This window comes from Paenibacillus solisilvae (assembly GCF_042656405.1).
Taxonomy (GTDB): domain Bacteria; phylum Bacillota; class Bacilli; order Paenibacillales; family Paenibacillaceae; genus Paenibacillus_Z; species Paenibacillus_Z solisilvae.
On sequence record NZ_JBHSOW010000085.1, the window covers coordinates 23,078 to 46,159 of the forward strand.

At 49.3% G+C, this 23,082-nt stretch carries 21 protein-coding genes, 1 tRNA gene and 1 other RNA gene; 15 read left to right on the top strand and 8 right to left on the bottom strand.

Features of this window, described 5'->3' with window-relative positions:
* Positions 1-63: 63 nt before the first annotated feature.
* From sda to ACFPYJ_RS23195, 3 genes are all read right to left on the bottom strand, one after another.
* Positions 64-384 (bottom strand): sporulation histidine kinase inhibitor Sda, encoded by a 321-nt coding sequence (sda, locus tag ACFPYJ_RS23185; protein WP_379190604.1) that lies wholly within the window; start codon positions 382-384, stop codon positions 64-66.
* Positions 385-625: 241 nt separating this feature from the next.
* Positions 626-1,207, bottom strand: coding sequence for an ATP-dependent Clp endopeptidase proteolytic subunit ClpP (clpP, locus tag ACFPYJ_RS23190; protein WP_379190634.1), 582 nt, complete (start codon positions 1,205-1,207; stop codon positions 626-628).
* Positions 1,208-1,569: 362 nt separating this feature from the next.
* Positions 1,570-1,644 (bottom strand) — tRNA-Arg (locus ACFPYJ_RS23195).
* A gap of 226 nt (positions 1,645-1,870) precedes the next feature.
* Between ACFPYJ_RS23195 and ACFPYJ_RS23200 the strand changes: the two genes are divergently transcribed.
* From ACFPYJ_RS23200 to ssrA, 11 genes are all read left to right on the top strand, one after another.
* Positions 1,871-2,920: a sugar-binding transcriptional regulator gene (locus ACFPYJ_RS23200; protein WP_379190605.1), complete on the top strand. Its 1,050-nt coding sequence runs from the start codon at positions 1,871-1,873 to the stop codon at positions 2,918-2,920.
* A 93-nt stretch (positions 2,921-3,013) separates the two neighbouring features.
* A complete protein-coding gene (gene gap, locus ACFPYJ_RS23205; protein ID WP_379190607.1) occupies positions 3,014-4,018 on the top strand; it encodes a type I glyceraldehyde-3-phosphate dehydrogenase in 1,005 nt (334 codons plus the stop codon).
* 436 nt (positions 4,019-4,454) lie between these two features.
* A complete protein-coding gene (locus tag ACFPYJ_RS23210; RefSeq protein ID WP_379190608.1) occupies positions 4,455-5,636 on the top strand; it encodes a phosphoglycerate kinase in 1,182 nt (393 codons plus the stop codon).
* 33 nt (positions 5,637-5,669) lie between these two features.
* Positions 5,670-6,422, top strand: coding sequence for a triose-phosphate isomerase (gene tpiA, locus ACFPYJ_RS23215; protein ID WP_379190609.1), 753 nt, complete (start codon positions 5,670-5,672; stop codon positions 6,420-6,422).
* Positions 6,423-7,961 carry a 2,3-bisphosphoglycerate-independent phosphoglycerate mutase gene (gene gpmI, locus ACFPYJ_RS23220; protein WP_379190610.1) on the top strand — a complete coding sequence of 513 codons (1,539 nt, stop codon included), beginning with the start codon at positions 6,423-6,425 and terminating at the stop codon, positions 7,959-7,961. It abuts the gene before it with no gap.
* Between the two features lie 104 nt (positions 7,962-8,065).
* Positions 8,066-9,361, top strand: coding sequence for a phosphopyruvate hydratase (eno, locus tag ACFPYJ_RS23225; RefSeq protein ID WP_379190611.1), 1,296 nt, complete (start codon positions 8,066-8,068; stop codon positions 9,359-9,361).
* Positions 9,362-9,570: 209 nt separating this feature from the next.
* Positions 9,571-10,344, top strand: a complete 774-nt coding sequence (locus ACFPYJ_RS23230; protein ID WP_379190612.1) for a sugar phosphate isomerase/epimerase family protein — start codon at positions 9,571-9,573, stop codon at positions 10,342-10,344.
* Between the two features lie 122 nt (positions 10,345-10,466).
* Complete coding sequence (secG, locus tag ACFPYJ_RS23235; protein WP_379190613.1) at positions 10,467-10,703, top strand: preprotein translocase subunit SecG; 237 nt, start codon at positions 10,467-10,469, stop codon at positions 10,701-10,703.
* 236 nt (positions 10,704-10,939) lie between these two features.
* A complete protein-coding gene (rnr, locus tag ACFPYJ_RS23240) occupies positions 10,940-14,059 on the top strand; it encodes a ribonuclease R (protein WP_379190614.1) in 3,120 nt (1,039 codons plus the stop codon).
* Between the two features lie 217 nt (positions 14,060-14,276).
* Positions 14,277-14,756 (top strand): SsrA-binding protein SmpB, encoded by a 480-nt coding sequence (gene smpB / locus ACFPYJ_RS23245; protein ID WP_379190615.1) that lies wholly within the window; start codon positions 14,277-14,279, stop codon positions 14,754-14,756.
* A 195-nt stretch (positions 14,757-14,951) separates the two neighbouring features.
* Positions 14,952-15,316, top strand: a transfer-messenger RNA (tmRNA) gene (gene ssrA, locus ACFPYJ_RS23250).
* A 35-nt stretch (positions 15,317-15,351) separates the two neighbouring features.
* Here the strand turns inward: ssrA and ACFPYJ_RS23255 are convergent.
* From ACFPYJ_RS23255 to ACFPYJ_RS23265, 3 genes are all read right to left on the bottom strand, one after another.
* Positions 15,352-15,753, bottom strand: coding sequence for a type II toxin-antitoxin system death-on-curing family toxin (locus ACFPYJ_RS23255; RefSeq protein WP_379190616.1), 402 nt, complete (start codon positions 15,751-15,753; stop codon positions 15,352-15,354).
* Position 15,754: 1 nt separating this feature from the next.
* On the bottom strand, positions 15,755-16,018 hold the full coding sequence (locus ACFPYJ_RS23260; protein ID WP_379190617.1) for an AbrB/MazE/SpoVT family DNA-binding domain-containing protein: 264 nt from the start codon (positions 16,016-16,018) through the stop codon (positions 15,755-15,757).
* Positions 16,019-16,272: 254 nt separating this feature from the next.
* Positions 16,273-17,040 (bottom strand): ArsR/SmtB family transcription factor, encoded by a 768-nt coding sequence (locus ACFPYJ_RS23265; protein ID WP_379190618.1) that lies wholly within the window; start codon positions 17,038-17,040, stop codon positions 16,273-16,275.
* Positions 17,041-17,334: 294 nt separating this feature from the next.
* On the opposite strand from ACFPYJ_RS23265, the gene ACFPYJ_RS23270 reads away from it, so the two are divergent.
* The 4 genes from ACFPYJ_RS23270 to hflX all read left to right on the top strand — a co-directional run bounded on the left by ACFPYJ_RS23270 (position 17,335) and on the right by hflX (position 20,653).
* A complete protein-coding gene (locus ACFPYJ_RS23270) occupies positions 17,335-17,889 on the top strand; it encodes an NADPH-dependent FMN reductase (protein WP_379190619.1) in 555 nt (184 codons plus the stop codon).
* A gap of 154 nt (positions 17,890-18,043) precedes the next feature.
* Positions 18,044-18,391: an ester cyclase gene (locus ACFPYJ_RS23275; RefSeq protein WP_379190620.1), complete on the top strand. Its 348-nt coding sequence runs from the start codon at positions 18,044-18,046 to the stop codon at positions 18,389-18,391.
* A 56-nt stretch (positions 18,392-18,447) separates the two neighbouring features.
* Positions 18,448-18,858, top strand: a complete 411-nt coding sequence (locus tag ACFPYJ_RS23280; protein ID WP_379190621.1) for an ester cyclase — start codon at positions 18,448-18,450, stop codon at positions 18,856-18,858.
* A gap of 517 nt (positions 18,859-19,375) precedes the next feature.
* Positions 19,376-20,653 (top strand): GTPase HflX, encoded by a 1,278-nt coding sequence (hflX, locus tag ACFPYJ_RS23285; RefSeq protein WP_379190622.1) that lies wholly within the window; start codon positions 19,376-19,378, stop codon positions 20,651-20,653.
* Between the two features lie 137 nt (positions 20,654-20,790).
* Here hflX and ACFPYJ_RS23290 read toward each other — a convergent pair whose 3' ends face one another.
* Positions 20,791-21,858 (bottom strand): CapA family protein, encoded by a 1,068-nt coding sequence (locus ACFPYJ_RS23290; RefSeq protein WP_379190623.1) that lies wholly within the window; start codon positions 21,856-21,858, stop codon positions 20,791-20,793.
* A 178-nt stretch (positions 21,859-22,036) separates the two neighbouring features.
* Complete coding sequence (locus ACFPYJ_RS23295) at positions 22,037-22,984, bottom strand: DNA-primase RepB domain-containing protein (RefSeq protein WP_379190624.1); 948 nt, start codon at positions 22,982-22,984, stop codon at positions 22,037-22,039.
* Positions 22,985-23,082: the final 98 nt, after the last annotated feature.

Genomic DNA, 23,082 nt, shown 5'->3' on the forward strand with positions numbered 1-23,082 from the left:
AAAAAGGCAGACTTTCTCCAAATCGGAGATTGTCTGCCTTATTTGATGTAGATTGGCTGCTTGCTATTGCGCAATTGGTGTCTGATTATCGGTAGTCGAAAGACCGCGTTGTTGAATAGCATGCTTGATCAGAGAAATAAACTCTTCTGAAAGATGCATAGCGATGGCTTCGTAGTAAACTTCAACTAGATGAGTATCACTGAGTGGACGCAATAGAAGAGATTTGTCCTGCATTGGCAGGAACAAATTGTGAGTGTCATTATTGATTTGTTTCGTTTGCTCGAAAGTTGGCTCATATGTAGGTGCGTAGGAAGTATAAATCGTACCGGGTTCACTGGAACGAATGAAATTTCGCACGCTTGCGAAAGGATTCGATAGTTTCATGCGTGTGCAACTCCGTTTTATTAGATTTAAAGGAGAACATGATTTCTAACCTAAGGGACGGTGAATATGGAATCATTTAGTACATATTAACATGAATATTGGTGACCGTCCTTATCGATTCAGCTTGCTGAATTATGCTTGACATTACGAAAATAATATGGTAAAAGATGGTCGGTAAAATATGACAAAAGAGCGTCATCCCGTTTAGGGATGACGCTCTTTTGTTAAGTAGAAAGCTATATTATAGTTTCTCGATGACTTTATCAACGAGTCCGTAAGCTGCTGCATCCGCTGCAGACATGAAGTAATCGCGGTCTGTATCTCGTTCGATTTTCTCAAGCGGCTGACCTGTGCGTTCTGCCAAGATGTTATTGAGTGTATCGCGTGTTTTTAAGATGTGTTTCGCGCGAATTTCAATATCACTTGCTTGGCCTTGCGCGCCGCCGAGCGGTTGGTGAATCATAACTTCACTGTTTGGCAGTGCATAGCGTTTGCCTTTGGCACCAGCTGCGAGCAGGAATGCGCCCATAGAAGCGGCCATACCGACACAGATCGTCGATACATCCGGTTTAATGAATTGCATCGTATCAAAAATGGCGAGACCCGCTGAAACGGAACCGCCAGGGCTATTGATGTAAAGGGAAATATCTTTCTCCGGATCATCAGCTGCAAGGAACAAGAACTGAGCGATAATGGAATTGGCAACCATATCGTTAACCGGCGTTCCAAGAAAAACAATCCGATCCTTCAGCAAACGGGAGTAGATATCGTAAGCACGTTCTCCGCGGTTGCTCTGCTCAATAACCATAGGTACGAAATTCATTTCCATTGTAAGTCCCTCCTAAGAGCTTTTTGTGGTGTTGCTGCTTGAAAACCTTCATTGCCGGCAAAAAGCTAGCAACGTAAGCATAAGCTAAGCTTTTTGTGGTGTTGCTGCTTGAAACATGACCTTGCAGACAAAAAGCTTGCTTCAAAAGCATGTTCTGGGCTTTTTGTGCTATAGCTTCTTGAACAACAAGAATGGATGAATTGGCCTTGTAACCACATCATAACGGATTCGGATTTAAAAGTCAAAGAAGGTCAAACACAAATTATTATAGCGCTGCAGTGCCTCTAAACGGCAAAAAAAAAACCATTCAATTTCATCGAACGGTTCTCCTATTGGGTAAGCTATTATTGTTATTTTGGCGCGCCCGCGAGGAATTGAACCTCGATCTCAGGCTCCGGAGGCCTACGTCATATCCATTGGACCACGGGCGCAAGTGACAGCGAAGATAATTATATGTGATAGAACTGAGAAAAGCAAGCGGTTTGGAAAAGAAAAATTTGTGTAAATCGTGACGGTAAGCGATTCCATTAGCAAAACCCGGCTTGCTCCTGCCGGAAGTTTGGGTTACAATAAATGTGGGACTTAAAAAGCGCATGTGGGACATTATTAGTCCAACGAAATGGCAGCTCGTTCGGCAATTGGAGTTGATGTTGAAAGATGCAGTCTCTCATCGAAATACAACAGCAACTTCTGCCAGATTTGCTCGTTGTCATGAGAAAACGGTACCTCATTCTCCGTCAGGTCATGCTGTCGGAATCAATAGGACGCCGGTCGCTTGCCGCTTCGCTTGATATGACGGAGCGCGTACTGCGGGCAGAAACGGATTTTCTCAAGTCGCAGGAACTTCTCATCATTGATGCTGCAGGAATGCGGATCAGTGACTCGGGAAAACGGCTGATTGAGGAAATGGAGCCGCTATACAAAATTATGTTCGGTCTCTCTGAGCTTGAGGAGCGCATACGCAAATATTACGGCTTGAAGCAGGTGGTCATCGTCGCTGGCGACTCCGAGAATTCCCTTCACTCGAAGCGGGAGCTCGGCAGAGCAGGCTGTGCTGTACTGCGCAAGGTGATGGGCAAAGATGATGTAGTCGCAGTAACAGGCGGTTCTACGATCGCCCAGGTAGCGAATCAATTGACGTCGCAAACGCCGCTTAAGGGAAACTGGTTTGTTCCGGCAAGAGGCGGACTCGGAGAGAGCTTGGATTACCAGGCAAACACAATAGCCTCTACAATGGCGAAACGGACAGGCGCTCAATACAGAATGCTGCATGTTCCGGATCATCTGGGGGAAGAAGCTTACACATCGCTCATGCAGGAGCCGAATGTCAGGGAAATTGTGGAAGTCATCCGCAAAGCCCGCATCGTCATCCACGGGATCGGGGACGCTATGGTTATGGCAAGGCGAAGACGTGTGGATGCCACTGTTATTGAAGCGATGAAAGCAGAAGGTGCGCTGGCGGAATCCTTTGGTTATTATTTTGACAGAAAAGGTGCCGTTGTACACAAGATGCTTACTGCAGGCTTACGGCTGGAAGACATCATGGAAACAGAAGTCGTTATTGCCATAGCAGGCGGTCAAGATAAAGCGGAGGCTATCGCCGCAGTCATGCGTTTCGGTCATGACGACGTGCTGGTTACAGATGAAGCCGCCGCAATGGAACTGGCTGCAATAATGGATAAAGAACAGGGTTCAAATCCCACATAATTGGTGATCATGACGGATATTAGGGGCTATATGCCTTACATATCCCGTCTTGAGATAAATGTAAGAGAAATCATGCCTAGGAGGAAGAATAAAATGGTAAAAGTTGGTATTAATGGTTTTGGACGTATCGGCCGTAACGTATTCCGCGCAGCTCTGAACAACAAAGACGTACAAGTGGTGGCTGTTAACGATTTGACAGACACAAACACGCTGGCTCACCTGCTTAAATATGACACAACTCATGGTCAACTGGATGCAACAGTTGAAGCTAAAGAAGGCGCGTTGATCGTAAACGGCCGTGAAATCAAAGTATTTGCTGAACGCAACCCGGAAAATCTTCCTTGGGGACAAGAAGGCGTAGAAATCGTAATCGAATCCACAGGTATTTTCACAGCGAAAGAAAAAGCTGAACTTCACCTTAAAGGCGGAGCTAAAAAAGTTATCATCTCCGCTCCTGCAACTAATGAAGATATCACAATCGTAATGGGCGTTAACGAAGACAAATACGATGCTTCCGCTCACACAATCATCTCCAACGCTTCATGTACGACAAACTGTCTTGCTCCTTTCGCAAAAGTTCTTAACGACAAATTCGGAATCGTTAAAGGTATGATGACTACAATTCACTCCTACACAAACGATCAATCCGTACTTGACGTTCCACATAAAGACCTGCGCCGTGCTCGTGCTGCCGCAGAAAACATCATTCCTTCATCCACTGGCGCAGCAAAAGCGGTATCCCTGGTATTGCCTGAGCTTAAAGGCAAATTGAACGGTATGGCAATGCGTGTACCTACACCTAACGTTTCCGTAACTGATCTTGTTGCTGAATTGAAATCCAGCGTTACGGTTGAAGAAATTAACGCAGCATTCAAAGAAGCTTCCGAAGGTCCTTTGAAAGGCATCCTTAACTACTCCGATGAGCCGCTTGTATCAAGCGACTACAACGGCGACCCAGCTTCCTCCACAATCGATGCTTTGTCGACTATGGTTGTTGAAGGCAACATGGTTAAAGTTATTTCTTGGTATGACAACGAGTGGGGCTACTCCAACCGTGTGGTAGATCTTTGCGGATTTATCGCAGGTAAAGGCCTGTAAAATAAAAGCTAACCCCCTAAGTCCCCCTTGCAAAGGGGGACTTAGGGGGTTCCCCTCTGGACACCCAATATTCGTCGAAGGAGCTACTTGTGGTAGCTCCTTCGCGGCAGTTTGCGCATGGCACGCTTTTGTCCCGGCTCCGCCTTTGGCTGCACCAGGACAAGGCTTTAATGCGGCGCAAATGCTGGAAAGACTCTCTTTTCGAGACGTGGCGTATCGAAAAAGAGCAACCTTTTAAGTGCAAGATCTAGTGCAAAACCTAGAACAAAACCTAGTACAAGAGCAAAAAACAAGAGCGCCAACAAAAACATATAAACCCGCTGGCGTGAGTTGGTTGAAACTGCACGGAATGGCGGGTAAGGATAGGTTGAAGAGCTTTTAATATAGGAAGACCTTTGGACGCTTGGAAGGTCGTCTACACTGGGAGGCTGCACTAATGAACAAGAAGAGTGTACGTGACGTTGAAGTATCCGGGAAACGTGTTTTTGTGCGTGTAGACTTTAACGTACCGATGGAGAACGGCTCAATTACGGATGATACTCGTATCCGCGAAACCTTGCCAACGATCAAACATTTGATCGAAAATGGTGCTAAGGTTATTTTGGCGAGCCACATGGGCCGTCCAAAAGGACAAGTTGTTGAAGAGCTTCGTTTGACCGCCGCTGCTGCCCGTCTTGCTGAGCTGCTTGGCAAACCGGTTACAAAGGCCGATGAAGTCGTTGGAGACGCTGTAAAAGCACAGGTTGCTACCTTGAACGAAGGCGACGTGCTTCTGCTTGAGAACGTTCGTTTTAATGAAGGCGAAGAGATTAATGATCCGGCACTTGCCAAAGCATTCGCTGAGCTTGCTGATCTGTTCGTCAATGATGCCTTCGGTGCCGCTCACCGTGCGCATGCTTCGACAGAAGGCATTGCGCATTTCCTCCCAGCCGTATCCGGCTTGCTGATGGAGAAAGAGCTTGACGTGCTGGGCCGCGCACTTCTGAACCCAGAGCGCCCGTTCACAGCAATTGTCGGCGGATCCAAAGTAAAGGACAAAATCGACGTTATCAATAAAATGATCGAAATCGCGGATAACATCCTGATCGGCGGCGGGCTGTCCTATACCTTCTTCAAAGCGCAGGGCCATGAAATCGGTCAATCCCTTGTAGATAACAGCAAGCTTGATCTGGCTCTTGAATTCATCGAGAAAGCAAAGAAGCTCGGCAAAAACTTCCTGATTCCGGTTGATATTGTCGTTTCTGATGATTTCAGTGCGAACGCGAACACGAAGATCGTAGACGTAGATGGCATTCCTGCTGACTGGGAAGGTATCGACATCGGACCGAAAACCCGTGAGCTTTATGCAGACGTTATCAAGAACTCCAAACTGGTTGTTTGGAACGGGCCGATGGGCGTATTCGAAATTGAGCCTTTCTCACACGGAACACGTGCGGTTGCACAAGCTTGTGCAGAAACTTCCGGTTATACGGTTATTGGCGGCGGCGATTCTGCAGCAGCAGCTGAGAAATTCGGCCTTGCTGACCAAATGGACCACATCTCCACAGGCGGCGGCGCATCCCTTGAATTCATGGAAGGCAAAGCGCTTCCGGGCGTTGTTGCACTGAACGATAAGTAGGCTTTAGCACAAAGTTTTTAGGAGGCTATGAACATGCGTAAACCGATTATTGCGGGTAACTGGAAAATGTTTAAAACCGTTTCCGAAGCGGCAGCTTTCTTCGCTGATGTAAAAGGCAAAGCAGAGATTGACGGAGTAGAAGCGGTCATCTGTGCTCCATTCACTACACTTCCAGCGCTTGTGGAAGCAGCTAAAGGAACAACGATTGCAATTGGCGCGCAAAATCTTCATTTTGAAGATAACGGTGCGTTCACAGGTGAGATCAGCGGCGTTATGCTGAAGGATCTCGGCGTGCAATATGTAATTATCGGTCACTCCGAGCGCCGCGCTTACTTCGCGGAATCGGATGAGATCGTGAACAAGAAAGTTCATGCGGCCTTCAAGCATGGCTTGACTCCAATCGTATGCGTAGGCGAGAAGCTTGAAGAGCGCGAAGCGGATCAAACGAAGGATGTTTGCAAAGTGCAGACAGAAGCTGCTTTCCAAGGCATCTCCGCAGCACAAGCAGTTCAAGTGGTTATCGCGTATGAGCCAATCTGGGCAATCGGTACAGGTAAATCCTCGACATCTGCTGATGCAGAAGACGTTATTGCTTACATCCGCAGCGTAGTTGCCGGTTTGTATGATGCAGCAACGGCTGAAGCGGTTCGTATTCAATACGGCGGCAGTGTTAAACCGAATAATGTTGCAGAATACTTAGGTCAACCTAACATCGACGGTGCTTTGGTAGGCGGAGCGAGCTTAGAAGCTGCTTCCTTTATTCAGCTGGTCGAGGGGGCGAAGTAAATGTCAGTTCCAAAACCGGTCGCACTGATTATTTTGGATGGCTTTGGTCTTCGTAACGATGTAACGGGCAATGCGGTAGCGCAAGCCAGCAAACCGAACTATGACCGTTATTGGGCTGCTTATCCGCATACAACGCTCACCGCTTGCGGTGAAGCGGTAGGTTTGCCGGAAGGTCAAATGGGCAACTCCGAGGTTGGCCATTTGAACATCGGTGCCGGCCGTATTGTATATCAGGATCTGACGCGCATCAGCAAATCGATTCGCGACGGTGAATTTTATGACAATGAAACACTGGTTGGCGCCGTTCGTCACGCCAAAGCAAACGGCAAGAAGCTTCACCTCTACGGACTTCTATCCGATGGCGGTGTTCACAGCCACATTGGACATCTGTTCGCTTTGCTTGATCTGGCTAAGAAGGAAGAGCTGAGCGAAGTTTATATTCATGCTTTCCTCGATGGCCGCGACGTTTCACCGGACAGCGCAAAGGGATATCTGGAGCAGCTTACGGCGAAAATAGCTGAGGTCGGCGTTGGTAAAATCGCAACGGTTCAAGGGCGTTATTATGCGATGGACCGCGATAAACGTTGGGAGCGTACGGAGAAATCGTACCGCGCTATGGTTTATGGCGAAGGCCCGCAATATAAGGATCCGATTGAAGCCGTTGTTGAATCCTACAAGCAATCGGTATTTGACGAGTTTGTAATGCCGACTGTTATTGTGAAAGAAGACGGCGAGCCTGTCGGAGTCGTTGAATCCGAAGATGCTGTTATCTTCTTCAACTTCCGTCCGGACCGTTCCATCCAGCTGTCGCAAGTGTTCACGAATGAAGATTTCCGCGGCTTTGACCGTGGACCGAAGGCGCCCAAGGGCTTGTACTTCGTATGTCTTACTCTCTTTAGCGAGACGGTTGGCGGCTATGTAGCCTACAAGCCGAAGAACCTGGACAACACGCTTGGCGAGGTTCTCGTGCAGAACGGCAAGAAACAGCTTCGTATTGCTGAAACAGAGAAATACCCGCATGTAACGTTCTTCTTCAGCGGCGGACGTGATGTGGAGCTGCCAGGCGAAACCCGTATTCTGATCCCTTCACCGAAGGTGGCTACCTATGATTTGAAGCCTGAGATGAGTGCGTATGAAGTAGCGGCTGCAGCTGTGAAAGAGATCGAAGCTGGAACGCAGGATACGATAATCCTGAACTTTGCGAACCCGGATATGGTTGGGCATTCCGGCATGCTGCTGCCAACGATCAAGGCGGTAGAAGCGACTGACGAGTGTCTCGGAAAAGTCGTAGAAGCTGTGCTTGCCAAAGGCGGCGTATGTCTGATTACAGCCGATCATGGTAATGCTGATATGGTCATCGACGAGCAGGGCCGTCCATTCACGGCTCATACGACGAATCCCGTTCCTTTTATCGTAACCAAACAGGGTGCAGAACTGCGTGAAGGCGGCATTCTTGCCGATATCGCACCGACGATTCTTTCCCTGATGGAGCTTACAAAACCGGCAGAAATGACGGGCACAACGCTCATTGCTGAATAACTAAAGCTGAACTTGTATCTCATGAATGATTCATGCGCTAAACGGTTAATGCCGTTAACGCTTGCTATATACCGATAAACTATAATCGAAGGAGTGTTTCTTACATGTCTATCATTACTGATGTTTATGCACGCGAAGTGCTTGATTCCCGCGGTAACCCGACTGTAGAAGTAGAAGTCATTTTGGAGTCCGGCGGCAAAGGCCGTGCAATCGTTCCATCCGGCGCATCCACTGGTGCGTACGAAGCAGTTGAGCTTCGTGACGGCGACAAAGGCCGTTACCTCGGTAAAGGCGTTCTTCAAGCCGTTGACAACGTAAACACGGTAATCGCACCGGAAATCATTGGTCTTGATTCCCTTGACCAAGTATTGATCGACCGCACAATGATCCAGCTTGATGGCACGCACAACAAAGGTAAATTGGGCGCTAACGCAATTCTGGCGGTATCCATGGCAACTGCACGCGCAGCTGCTGACGCACTGGATGTACCGCTTTACACATACCTTGGCGGATTCAACGCTAAGACGCTTCCTGTACCGATGATGAACATCGTAAACGGCGGCGAGCACGCAGACAACAACATTGATGTTCAAGAGTTCATGGTTCTGCCGGTTGGCGCAGAAAGCTTCAAAGAAGCGCTTCGTATCGGCGCTGAAATCTTCCACAACCTGAAATCGGTTCTGAAAGACAAAGGCCTGAACACGGCAGTTGGCGACGAAGGCGGTTTTGCACCTAACCTTGGTTCCAATGAAGAAGCAATCACGACAATCATCTCCGCTATCGAGCGCGCGGGATACAAACCAGGCGTTGACGTATTCCTCGGCATGGACGTTGCTTCCACTGAGTTCTATAAAGACGGCAAATACCACCTTGAAGGCGAAGGCAGATCGTTCACTTCCGCTGAATTCGTTGACCTGCTTGCATCATGGGCTGACAAATACCCGATCATCACGATTGAAGACGGCTGCTCCGAAGATGACTGGGAAGGCTGGAAACTGCTCACTGACCGCCTAGGCGGCAAAGTACAGCTCGTTGGTGACGATCTGTTCGTTACAAACACTGAGCGGCTGGCTGATGGTATCGATAAAGGCGTTGGTAACTCCATCTTGGTAAAAGTAAACCAAATCGGTTCGCTTACTGAAACATTTGATGCAATCGAAATGGCTAAACGCGCTGGTTACACAGCTGTTATCTCCCACCGTTCCGGTGAGTCCGAAGACAGCACAATTGCCGATATCGCAGTTGCTACTAATGCAGGTCAAATCAAAACAGGCGCTCCATCCCGTACGGACCGCGTTGCAAAATACAACCAATTGCTTCGCATCGAAGATGAATTGGGTTCCACTGCAATCTATGCAGGCAAAAGCGCATTCTACAACCTGAAAAACTTCAGCAAGTAAGAGCACAATTTTGGCAAATGAACAGGCAGCAAATGTATCGTCATATACAGGAAGCTAACCGTTCGAACGCCAAAATGACAAAAGAATGTCCCAAAAGTGGAGGTAGTTTCCGGTTGGGCGTTCGATATAATAAGGGGAGAGAACGGGGCGCAAGACCCGATGTCTCCCTTTTTTTAGTAACCTATTTGCTAAAAACCTGTTAGGAGTGAATGTCATTGGCTAAACCGATTGTTGGTTTGCAACTGTATACACTGCGCGATCAAGCGGAGAAGGACTTCATAGGCGCGATTCGTAAAGTAGCTGAGATGGGCTATAAAGCGGTTGAATTCGCCGGATATTATGGTACACCGGCCAAAGAGTTGAAAGCGCTGTTAGATGAGCTCGGGCTTGAAGCGCCTTCCGCTCATGTGGGTCTTAATTTCGGTGACCAGGACAAGATGGCTTCTGATTTTGCCAAAGAAATTGAATTTGCGCAGGAGCTTGGTTTGAAATACATCGTTACGCCATGGGCTCCGCTGCCGGAGAACCCAACGGATGAAGATATCAATAAACTGGCACGCACGCTGGAGGCTGCTGGCAAACAAGTACAGGCAGCCGGCTTTCAATATGGCTACCACAACCATGATTTTGAGCTTAAGCTTGTGAACGGCAAGCCTGCACTGGACCTGCTGCTTGAACGTGTCTCGCCTGAATATCTGTTCGCGGAGTTTGATCTGGGCTGGATTCATATGGGTGGACAAAAGCCGGTTGACTACATTACCCGGTATGCAGGCCGTGTGCCGCTTGCGCACTTTAAGGACTTTGGCAATGGCCGCCGCGATACGGAAGTTGGCAAAGGTGTCGTTGACTTGAAGAGCGTGCTTAAAGTTGCAGAGCAGGCGGGTGTTCAATATTTCATCGTCGAGCAGGAGGAGTTCCCGACTTCGTCGCTTGAGAGCGCGAAGATCTGCCTGGAGTTCTTCCGTGAGAATGGCTTCATCTAATGGAGTTATCTTGTAATTGGATGGAAGCTATGATACAATAAAAATGCTGTTTTTAGGTCTTGTCCTCTCTTGACAAGGCAGCGGCGAACGATAACTTTGCTCCTTGTGCAGGAGGTGGAACTATGGCAATTGCATTTAAAATTTTGCTTATCATTTTCGCGTTGGGCTTGATCTCTGTTGTTCTTCTTCAAAAAGGAAAGAGCGCGGGGTTGTCGGGTGCTATCTCCGGCGGTGCTGAACACTTGTTCGGTAAACAGAAAGCACGCGGATTGGATTTATTTTTGCAGCGTCTGACAATCGGTGTCGCTATTGGCTTTTTCGTGACTGCTCTGATTGTTGCATACCTGGTAAAAACTTAAATCGAAACGTTCGGAATGAAAGCGGGCTGAGTCCCGCTTTTTTTTATGCTCATCAAAGTTGGAATAATATGACTAAGAGCGGATTTTTAAGGAAAGATGTGTTTTTACGATTTTAAGGGGCGTCTGCGGATGGTGGCCGTCAGTTTCGTGTATACTATATGGTATATAGTAATCTATCAACCGACTGCTGCATCAGACATATAAAGACGGCAACGCGGTACATGAGGTGAGAGGTAATGGTAACAGAGCAGCAGCTGCTCGAGTTTATGCGTGATTCGGCGTACAAGCCAATGACATATCAGGAGCTCGATAAAAAGCTTGGCGGGGGCAATGCCGAATCATATAAGGCATTTTTAATTCTATTGAACACACTTGAGGATGAAGGGAAAATCCTTCGCACCCCCAATGACCGATATGGCGTGCCTGAGAAAATGAATCTGCTCCGCGGGCGTGTCCAGGCGCATGCAAAAGGCTTCGCCTTCTTGCTTCCGGAAGATAAAGAGCATCCGGATGTGTATTTGGGAGCGCATGATCTGAAGAGCGCGATGAACGGTGATATTGTGCTCGTGAAGGTTACATCAAGGAGTGAAGCGGGAGGGCGGATGGAAGGCGAGGTTGTCCGTATCGTTCAGCGTGCTGTCACGCAAATCGTCGGAACATTCGATAATCATGAGACATATGCTTTCGTGCTGCCGGATGATAAACGGATTAACCGCGACATCTTTATTCCCCAGGCGCAATTTAAAGGCGCCGTCTCCGGTCAAAAGGTCGTCGTGCGCATTGTGACGTATCCGGAGGGAAATGCTGCGGCAGAAGGAGAAATCGTTGAGGTACTCGGTCATAAGGATGATCCGGGGATCGATATCCTGTCCATTATCCGCAAGCATCAGCTTCCGGAGGGCTTCCCTGACGATGTGATGGCGGAAGCGGAAGCTGCGCCGGACGCGATCACGGAGGATGAGATTATCCGCCAGGGGCGCCGTGATCTGCGCGGTAAAGTAATTGTGACGATCGATGGCGAGGATGCCAAGGACCTCGATGATGCCGTCAATATCGAGCGGCTGGAGAACGGCAACTACGTGCTTGGCGTACATATTGCCGATGTAGGCTATTATGTGCGGGAGAATTCGGCGCTTGATCAAGAAGCATACCGCCGCGGCTGCAGCGTCTACCTGGTTGACCGGGTTATTCCGATGCTGCCCCACCGGCTGTCGAACGGAATTTGCTCGCTTAATCCGCAGGTAGACCGCTTGACCATGTCCTGCGAGATGGAATTTGACGGAGCGACATTGAAGCGTGTGCGGCATGATGTATTTACGAGCGTTATTCGGACCAAAGAGCGTATGACCTATACGAACGTCCGTAAAATCGTAGCCGATAAAGACCCGGAGGTTATGGAACGATACGCCGAATTGGTGGATACGTTCAATCTGATGGAAGAGCTTGCGATGCGTCTTCGTTCGCACCGGATGAAGCGGGGCGCGATTGATTTTGATTTTGTGGAATCCAAGGTTATCGTCGATGCTGAAGGCAAAGCAGTCGATATCGTGAAGCGGGAGAGGTCGGTAGCAGAGCAAATTATCGAAGAGTTCATGCTGGCGGCGAATGAAACGGTAGCTGAGCATTTCTTCTGGCTGAAGGTGCCGTTCCTGTACCGGATTCACGAAAACCCTGATCAGGAGAAGCTGCTTCATTTCGTGCAGTTTGCCGCTAATTTCGGCTATAAGATTAAAGGCAAAGGCGGAATGGAAATTCATCCGAAAGCCCTCCAGACTCTGCTGGAGGATATTCGCGGCTCGAAGGAGCAGACGGTTATCTCTACGGTCATGCTGCGTTCCATGAAGCAGGCGAAGTACGATGCGCAAAGTCTTGGACATTTCGGACTTGCCGCTGAGTTCTACTCTCACTTTACTTCGCCGATCCGGCGTTATCCCGATTTGGTCATTCACCGCGTTATGCGCGAGGTGTTTGAGAATGGCGGGACGCTGTCTGAGGCGCGCATCGAAGCTTTGGCAGCCAGGATGCCGGATATTGCGCAGCAATCCTCCGAGCGCGAGCGTGTAGCGGTTGAAGCTGAGCGCGATACGGAGAAGCTGAAGAAATGTGAGTACATGCTGGATAAGGTCGGCGAGGAATTCGAAGGCATTATCAGCAGTGTAACGGGCTTCGGTATTTTCGTTGAGCTCGAGAACACCGTCGAGGGGCTTATTCGCCTGAGCGAGCTTGCGGATGATTATTACCATTTCCATGAGCAGCATATGCTGCTGCTTGGCGAGCGGACGTCGAAGGCGTATCGCATCGGCGATGAGCTGCGAATCCGCGTGGAGCGCGTGAACATGGATGAGCATACGATTGATTTTGCGATTGCGGAGACGAAGGCGCAAAGCGTGGAGCGCGCAAAGCGCGGTCGCGAGCTGGGGCTTGCGCGAGCGGGCCGCGGGGAGCGGAGCGGAGGCCGCAGCGGACGCGGCGAGCGTAGCGCCAGCGGGCGCGGTGAGCGGAGCGGCGGCAGTGCGCGAGGCGGCCGCGGTGAGCGCGCAGGCAGCGCAGCGCGCGGCGGGCGAAGCGGCGGATCGCCGGGCGCCGGCGGCGAGCGCGGAGCGAAGAGCGGCGAGCAGGGCAGCGGAGGCGAGCGCGCGGGACGCCGCAGAGGCCAGCGCGGCGGCAGCGGCGCAGCCGGCGGTGCGGTGCGCAGCGGCGGTGAGCAAGGCGGCAGCGGGATCGCCGCTGCGACAGGGCCGCGCGGACGCGGCAGCGAGCCAAGCAAAGGCACGCGCAGGCGCAAAGGCGATAAGCCGAGCCAAAATGGCGGTACGCCTAACACGGGAACCCGCGGAGGCGAAGCGGGTTCGGAACGCAGTGCCCGCGATGCCCGTGCATGGAAGCCGGAGGATGATTACAATTTGAACCGATTGCTTGGCAATGAAAGCGAAGGTTCTGGTGGAGAATCCGGTGCGAATCCAGGTGAGACACAACCTGCGGCTACCCCTCGGGTTCGTAAAGATATGTGGGGACTTCCGATTCTCGGAACAGGCGGCATTATCGATGACGGCGAAGATCCGGATCGTTCAAGCGGTCGTAATCGAAGCGGCGGCAGTGGTCGCGGGCGCTCCGGCGGCGGACGCGGCGGTATTGGCGGCAGCAGTTCAGGAGGGTCAGGACGCAGCGGTTCCAGCCGTGGAGGACAGTCCGGCAATACAGGTAATGGAGGCTCCTCCGGATCCAAAAAAACCTCTGAGAGCAGCGCTGCGAGTGCAGCTAATTCGGGTCAAACGGGCGGAAGCTCTGTAGCCCGCAAAAAGAAGAAGAGCGGCGGTAATTCGACAGCTGCTTTTGTCAGAAAGAAACGGACTTAAGAGTCAGGTAACGCCTAGAAGATGTTTACACTGAGCCATGGATTTTTGGCTTATGCCGTATCCTCTCTAGAAATCTTGATTTCGCTTCACAAAGTTGTTACAATGGATTCCTGACGTAACCTGTTAGGAGTCCATTGCTTTTTTTACAGGTACGGGAATAGTGATTAATGGCTATTGCCGACGCGTTTAATCTACAAAGGATAAGAGGTGATTTAGCATGGCTAAGAAGAGTGAAGGGAAACAGCTAGCCCAGAACAAGAAAGCTTCCCATGACTATTTCATCGAAGATACGTTCGAAGCGGGTATGGTGCTGATGGGCAGTGAAATTAAGTCGGTTCGAATGGGTAAAGCGAATATAGGCGACGCTTTCGCCACGATTCGAAACGGTGAAATTTTCATCCATAACATGCATATTAGTCCGTTTGAACAAGGTAACCGCAGTAATCCGGCGGACCCTACACGTACTCGCAAGCTGCTGATGCATCGCGCTCAGATACATAAGCTTCTCGGCTTGTCCAAGCAAGAAGGATACTCCATTGTTCCCCTGAAGATCTATGTGAAGAATGGGTATGCAAAACTGTTGATCGGACTCGGTAAAGGGAAGAAGCAATTTGATAAACGCGAGAGTGCAGCCAAGAAGGATGCTCAGCGTGACATTCAGCGTGCTCTTCGTGAGAAGCAGAAGGTTGCACGGTAATCGGTGCCATCGCTTCCAACAAGATAGTAGGCTATAGCAGCGGATCTTGTGCTATACTTATGAAGCAGTAAAGAACAAGCAGTACAACTTAGTGCTCGATCCATTTCAACCGGCAATTGCTTCATTAGGCTGGTTAAGTCGACAGAGCGTCTGACTGCTAAACGGGATGCAATACTTGCCTGTTTATGCGATATTGGGGGCGTTTATGGATTCGACGGGGATAGTACGAGCATGGGTTGCGGGTAGTGGGGACGCGTCCACTTCATCAACGCTAAAGCCTATTAAACGGCAAACAACAACAAACCTACGCTTTAGCAGCTTAATAACCTGTTAGCGTGCTCCTCCTCAGCATCGCCCATGTGACTGGGATAGGGGCTCAACTATAGTGGGATACGCTGTCTAGTCTCCGCCTGAGGCTAGCTGAAGAAGATAATCAGGCTGACCCAACGCATAGCCGGTTACGGGGCGCTGCTCGGGTGACATCAAAACTGTGACTACACCCGTAGAAGCCTGTGTGGCGTTGTCTTCGGACAGGGGTTCAAATCCCCTCGCCTCCACCAAATGAGAAACCCGACCGCATGAGGTCGGGTTTTTACTATTCCTTTCTACCCACGCAGTGTTCTTTTATGAGAGTAGAGAGTTCTTGAAAAGAATATTTGTGATTCACCATATCAACCGTCATATCTTCAGCGTCTTTCTGATTCATGATAAATCGATATCCATTCAATTGTAGGAAGATAACAAGAGATGCAAAGGCCGTTCTCTTATTAGCATTTTGGAAGGGATGATTCATTCCTAACGATTCAAAAAAAGCAGTGGCTTTATCGAATAATGAAGGATAGGCATCATCACCAAAGGCGGATGAACGTGGACGTAGAACAGCTGATTCCAGTAAGCCGCTTTCTTTGACTCCAACGTGTTCACCAGGACTATATTTTTGAATCATAGCTACATTAATCGCAATAACTTCTTGTACAGATAAATAACGGATCTCCATCCTAGCGATCCTTCAGCCCTTTTAAAGTATCGTCATATTGTTCCATGACTTGTGAGAGGGTTTCTAAGAAGTCGGGGCTAATACCAGCAGGTAACTCGATTTTATTTGCTTTGCGAATGATAATTTCTCCATCTGTTTCTTTTACATCAATATGCACAGTGTCACCAAGTTCAAGGCCGATTTGCTTTAATGCTTCTGTCATCGTGATACCAAGGCTATTGCCGAACTTTGTTACTTTACGTTCCATCTCTATCACCTTACCCATTTGATTCACTCCTTATTATACTATTCAACTGTTATAACAATTATACATATGCTTTGAAGAATAATAAAGCTTGTTTCAAGTAGGACAGGGCGTCTGCTCGGGTGACATCAAAACTGTGACTACACCAATGGTGGAGCGTTCTTCAAGGTGTAATGGTGATTGACCATGGACTGTCAGATCCCCGGCTGCTCTTGATTAAAATAACGCGAAGAGGCGCTTCTCTGCAGAAGCGCCTTTTTCCCGTTCAACAATATCTAACTGCCAGCGAGCGTCGTCCCGGTTTCAAGGAATGTCTTCATTCCCGATAGAATAATCGGCAAACCATTTTCAAGAACCTTTGCGGTATTAAGCGCCTGTTCGAATTCATCATGCACGACAGTTACGAGGGTTACGCCGTGAAGCTCGGCATGAGTATCGATCTCCCAAGTAATGCGTGAGGCGGACTCGCCGGCCGTGTTTGGGTGGGAGAGGAGGTTCCAGCTCATCACCAGCTTATGCGGAGGATCCATGGCGAGAATGATGCCTTCCGCTTGTTTCTTCCCCTCCTGATTCCATAGTTCGAAAGGGGAGCCGATTTCCCAGATGGATCGGATCGAGCAATTGAACCAAAACTTCGACGTCTTGGCCGGATCTGTGAGGGCCTGCCACACCTGCTCGGGTGTTGCTTTAATGGCAATCCGGTGTACATGACGAGGTTTATTCTCCATATTCGTTTCACGCTCCAGTTCATTTTTGATGGATGTTAATTCGATCGCCCAGGGCTCGGCGTATTTGCTCACCCAACGGTCGTAGATTTGGCGTATGGGTACGGCATTCAGGTAATGCAGCTTTTCCCTGCCTACTTTTCTCGTGGTAATGAGGCCGGCTTCCTCCAGCAGGTTAAGATGCTTCATGACGCCGAATCTTGACATTTGCAAAGGAGCGCATAGATCGTTCAGCGTTCGACCATCTGATGCGTGAAGCAGATCCAAAAGCGTGCGGCGGCTAGGGTCGGCCAGTGCCTTGAATATTTCATTTTCCAATCGGAACACCTCCTTCTACCAGCATGATTGGAAATTTTCTTTTGCCCCTTGACATGTTACCAATAGGTAACATATTATAAAAACAGTAAGAGTGACAATATAGTCACATGTTATCACAAACAGATTTGTTTGTCAGCCGGCGACTTATAGATCTGTCCGTCCGAGGGTGCGAGGATTTGTCATGTGTCCTTGACATGTTTTCACGAGGTCAGCTTATGGAAGAGCTGCATGAGGATCATTCTGGAAAGACCACAAGGCCCATCCAATATTAGTAGAGTGAAAGGTGATGTTACCATGAAAATGACATTGATCGCTGGCAGTAACCGCAAAGCCGCTACGAGTACAATCCTTCTTCGTTATGTTGAAAGTCTGTTGAAAGCCCAATCCTTATCGGTCACTTTCGTCGATTTGCAGGAGCTGCCGCTGCCTTTTTTTACGCCCGATAACCAGGAGCTTCATCCGAACGTCCAGCATTTACTGGATACGGTCGCAGACGCAGATGGTTTGGTCCTTGCGACACCTGAATATCACGGCTCCGTTTCGGGCGTGTTGAAAAACGCCTTGGATTATATAAGCGCAGGCCAGGTTTCGGGTAAATCGGTGCTTTCCGTCAGTTCCGCAGGCGGCCCGATGGGAGTAAGCTCGCTCTTGCATCTCCAGAGTATTGTGCGCAATCTGCATGGCGTTAACTGTCCGGAGTGGATTTCCATCGGATATGGATCCAATAGTTTTGGTCCTGATGGTGCTCCGTTAGCTGGGGGAATGAGAGGAAGGATCGAAGGTGCGGTTGGCAATTTCGTGGAACTGACCCGGATGCTTGCTATCGGTGCAGCCGCGGCAGCGAAATGAAAGCGTGAATAGTCGTTTTTTTTCTCCTATATGTGACCTAATAGTAACTTATAAGCTTAATCGGCGCCTCTAAGTATGAATGATTACGGTTTGTATGCCGACAAGCGGGCGAGAAGCATCGCCAAATAGACAACCAACAGAGGAGTTGTATTGAATGAAAACGGTGGAACAGAAGAATGTTGAAGCGGTGACCGCGTTTATCGAGGTTTTATGGAATCAGGGCGATTTGGATCGTACCGATCAATTTTTTGCCGAACAAATCGCGGAGGCATTTACGGATCGCCATTACGCCGTGGACGAGATTTTAGCTCAAGGGGAGAAGGTAGTCGCAAGAGTCATGATAACAGGGACACATACCGGTATGTTTGCAGGCCATGCACCTACGGGCAAATCCGTGAAGATCACTCAATTCCGCGAATTTCACGTAGTCGACGGTAAGATTGCCGGACATCACGGCTGGTTTGATACAGGAACGCTTTTGCCACAAATTCAGGCTAGGTAATTTCAATCAGGTACGCACAACGGCCAAACAGCCAAACAACCGCCAAAACGAAGGAGATGTTTGATCATGAAAATGACGGAGCAGCAAAATACGGAGACGGTAACCGCGTTTATCGAAGCTTTTGGAACCAAAGCGATATGGATGTTATCGATCAATTTCTGTCAGCCGATTATCAGGAGCACTCGTACCAATCCAAAGAAGGCCTGAAACAGTTTGCCGGAAAAATATTGGAGGCATTCCCCGATAAACGCTACGCCGTGGAAGAGGTTATCGCCCAAGGGGAGAAGGTGCTTGTACGAATGACTGGGAAAGGTACGCACGAAGGCATGTTTTTTGGGAGCGCGCCTACGGGCAATACCATTGATGTCACGCTGTACCGTCAATATCGCGTAGTCGATGGCAGGATTGCCGAACACCGTGGTTGGATCGATTTGGTGACGATGTGGAGCCAAATTCTAGCCAAATAACTCCTGAGGATTTGCAGAATCCAATCGTTATCCATAAAACCGGGAATGGATTTTCCAGTTGATTGCAATTTCGATAAGACCTATGTTAGAATGACTTTACTTATACCGGAACGGAGGGTTACATGTGATAGATTTTATCCGAGTTAGAACTTTGCGCGGCTAATTGAATAGCGCCAAGGCTCTGCCTGTGTGCAGAGGACTCAGGATAGGTCTGTCCCATTAAAGGTAACCCATATGCATGATAACTCGCGAGATGAACCGGGATGCAGGTTCCGGTCTCGCGGTGCCTTTAGGGATAATAACTTCGGATGCGCATCGATGTTACTCGCCGACATGGCGGGTTTCTTTCCTCATCGCTGCCCGAGATGACCTCCTTGCCCGTTAAGCGGGAAGCTTCGGCTTCCATTTGGGTATGATCCAGGCTCCTCTATTCGTAAACGAGACGCACAGGCCAGAGCGCCAGTGCGTTTTTTTGTGATTTTAATGATTGTGCCACAATCGAAGGAGGAATTCTTATATGGAACACGTGAACAACAAAGCCGTTATCGTCGGCGTTAACTTACAGGATCGGCCTGATTTTGCCTACTCAATGGAGGAACTGCGTAATCTTGCTGATGCCTGCCGCATTGAGGTGGTTGGGGAATTGACCCAAAAGGCAGCCAAAATCAATGGTCCTCATTACCTTGGAAGCGGTAAAATCGAGGAATTGTCTGCGCTTGTGCAGGGGGTAGACGCTTCGACTGTCATATTCAACGATGAGCTGTCCCCTTCCCAAATCCGCAATTTGGAGAGCGCGCTGCAGAAAAAGGTCATTGACCGAACGATTCTGATCCTCGATATCTTTGCCGATCGGGCCCAAACGCGCGAAGCTCAGCTGCAAGTGGAAGTCGCGCAGCTGCAATATATGCTCCCGCGGCTCGTCGGCCTGCGCGAATCGCTCGGCCGTCAAGGCGGCGGTTCCGGCATGAAAAACAAAGGAACGGGCGAAACGAAGCTGGAGCTCGACCGCCGGCGCATCGAGGAGAGAATCTCCGCCCTGCAGACCGAGCTCGAGAAGCTCGTTGCACGGCGTCAGGTTCAGCGTAAACAGCGGCTAAAAACCGGCGTGCCTGTTGTCTGTCTCGTCGGTTACACCAATGCGGGCAAATCGAGTCTCATGAACGCGATTCTGAACCACTACATGCCTGATTCAAACAAACAGGTGTTGGCCAAGGATATGCTCTTCGCCACGTTAGAGACATCGGTTCGCAGTATTGAGCTGCCGGACAACAAGTCGTTTCTGCTTACCGATACAGTCGGCTTCGTCAGCAAGCTGCCGCATCATCTGGTCAAAGCATTCCGTTCAACCCTGGAAGAGGTAGCGGAGGCCGATCTTCTGGTACAGGTGGTCGACTATTCCAATCTGGAATACGAGCGTCTCATCGAAGTGACCAATGCGACGCTTAAGGAGCTGGGCGCCGATCATATTCCTATGATTTATGCATACAACAAGACCGATCTGACCGGCGAACGATACCCGCTGGTGGATGAAGACAAGGTGTATCTCTCGGTTAAGCAAGATACGGGGGTGGAAGAGCTGATTACGCTTGTGAAGGATCGGATCTTTCAGGATTATGTGCAGTGCGAGGTCGTCATTCCCTTCACAGAAGGCCGTTTAGTCTCCTATTTCAACGCCAACGGGCATGTCCAGGCAACGAACTATGAGCCAAACGGAACCCGGCTAATGATGGAATGCAAGAAAGCGGACTATGAGAAATACCAGCATTTGTTCGCAGAGCCCGCGGAGATTGAGTAATTCAAGCGACAGCGCTCCAGATCGGGCTGAAATGTGATGGCCAAGATGACGAACCGGCTGTGTGTGGGGTACGTTTAAGGTGTGCCTTCGCCAAGTCTGGAAGAACCGGCCGCAGGGGCCGGGTTCTGGATGTCTCTTCAAGACGAGGAGCGCCTGAGCGCTAAGAGCGGTTTGATTTGTTTCCATACTTTCCGCATCAATTTCCGATCGGAGGGGGATTGGCCTGGTTCCGGGTTCAACAGCGTTTGATGAATCTGCAAAATGCGATATTTCACCCCGCTGGCTGTTTTAAGCCGGGTTGACCAGGTAGGGGTAAAGCTGGATTCAACGGTAACCTTTCCGTCTGTTTCTTTTTTGACCGTTAACTGGGCGATGACACCGCAGTTGGTAGCTGGATTACGGTACAGGCGGGTGGAGATGAAATTGCCAAGCGAGTAAATGGCAAAGCGGTTGTCCTTGGTGATGAAGGCCGGTTGGATGACGTGAGGATGGTGTCCCAAAATAATATGCGCTCCGCTAGCCAGCAGCAAGTTAACCAACCGCCGCGATTGCGTCAAGGGAACATGACGGCATTCCTTTCCAATATGGAGGCAAACCACGACAACATCGACCTTGCTGGCCAGCCTGCGTATATGATCGGCGGTTTTCCTGTGATTGGCGGGATCGATTTGGTTTACCATCCATCGTATATCGGAAGGCAGGGGGTTTTTGTTTGTTCCCTTCGAATAGCTGGCTATTCCGACCTGGATGCCTTTAATATCCAAAATCAGATGGTTCTCGTCTCCCGGATCGGATGCATACGTACCGGTATGCGCAAGCCCGTGTTCGTCGAGGACCTGCAGCGTGCGGGCCAGACCCTTCGTGCCGCGGTCCATGCAGTGATTATTGGCTGTAGTCAGGACGTGGAAACCTGATTCTTTTAAAGCGGAAGCCAATTCGTCCGGGCAATTGAACATCGAGAAGCCTGTACGGGGGTTCGCCTGCGTGTAATGAGCCTCTCTCCCTGCGAGCGGCGTCTCCAGATTGCCAATCACCAAATCGGCCTCTTTAAACAAGGGAGCGACATTATGAAATATGGATTCAAAGGCAAAGTTGTTTTCATTTGATTGTTTGGCTGACATTAGGAGGGGGCCGATCATTAAGATATCTCCTGTCGCAGCCAGCTTGAATTCCATGGACAATTTACCTGTATCCTTTCCGGACAAAAAGTTTTTACCTCATGGTATGTTGTGCGGATGTACCTGGTGCATAACCGGCTACGGGATTGGAACAGCGCTGAACGAGGACATCACTGGTGACGATATGGAAACCCGGCCGCATGCGGCACGGGTTTTCATATGCTCTTCCTGACAGCAGGGATGATGTAAATGATACAAGCATAAGTCAGGGCTTTAAAGCAAGTGCAGTTATTAGTTCCTGCTGCGTGAACGGTTTTTTCCTTCCCCATTGGCTAACCCGGACCAAAAAGGGCTTTTCAGGATTTTTCATATGGTAAAAGCCAGGTATGCGCATGACTCTGGATAGATTTGTGATCATGGGATCGGAACCGAATTTTTGGGCTAATGCTTTCTGAATAGGAACGAATTTGCTTATGGATCCGTTTTGAATGGGCCAATAAATGTGATATCCGTTTTTGGTTTCGATAATCATCGCATTCTTGATGCGGCTCCAATGCTTCTTAAGGAATTGCTGCTTCAATTGTGCGACTCGCTGTTCGGTTCGATGAGCCAGAAGGTGGAATTGTCCTTGTTTATTTCGTTTAATTGTAGTCGATAGGATCTGCTCGGAAGGGTTGGATTGGAGTGATTTGAGGGTCTGCTTGGCTTGTTCTCTGGTGGCTGCATATGCTGAAATTTTGTTCAGATCGACATCGATAAACTGTGCCCGGATGTTTTTGAAATCGCTATCCTTCGTTTCCCGGTAATTAATCTCCATAAAAACAGCATAACCTCTTGCATTTTGACTGAGCAAATGGACAGGTTTGTTGTTGTTGTTGGAAATGAGCTTGATTTGAGGCACCAGTTTTTCCATGAGGTTAAGAGGCTTTTGCAGCGTCATCGCTTGTTTGTGATTAGAAGATGTGCTGGAGCTGTTATTAGTGTGTTTAGCGTCATTAACTAAAATAAAATGGAGATGTTCGTTCTCCCTGCAGCCCAGTTTTTTGATAAAATAGTGTGCTTGGCTAGAACTCCGTCGCATCAGGCTGGAATATTTGGTCAAACGTTGTTCCATGAAACCACATCCTTCTTCTAGTCTAGCGTCACGCATTGGTTTGTTTGCTACACAATCATATTCTGGAGAGAAGTCACAAGTGTAATCCAGGGTACCCATTTTTAAAAGCTTCACTGCCCTGAACCGATCACGGTTACAAAATAAAGCAACCTCCGGTCAATGAAGACTGGAGGTTGCTTATTGCGGCCTATATGCGC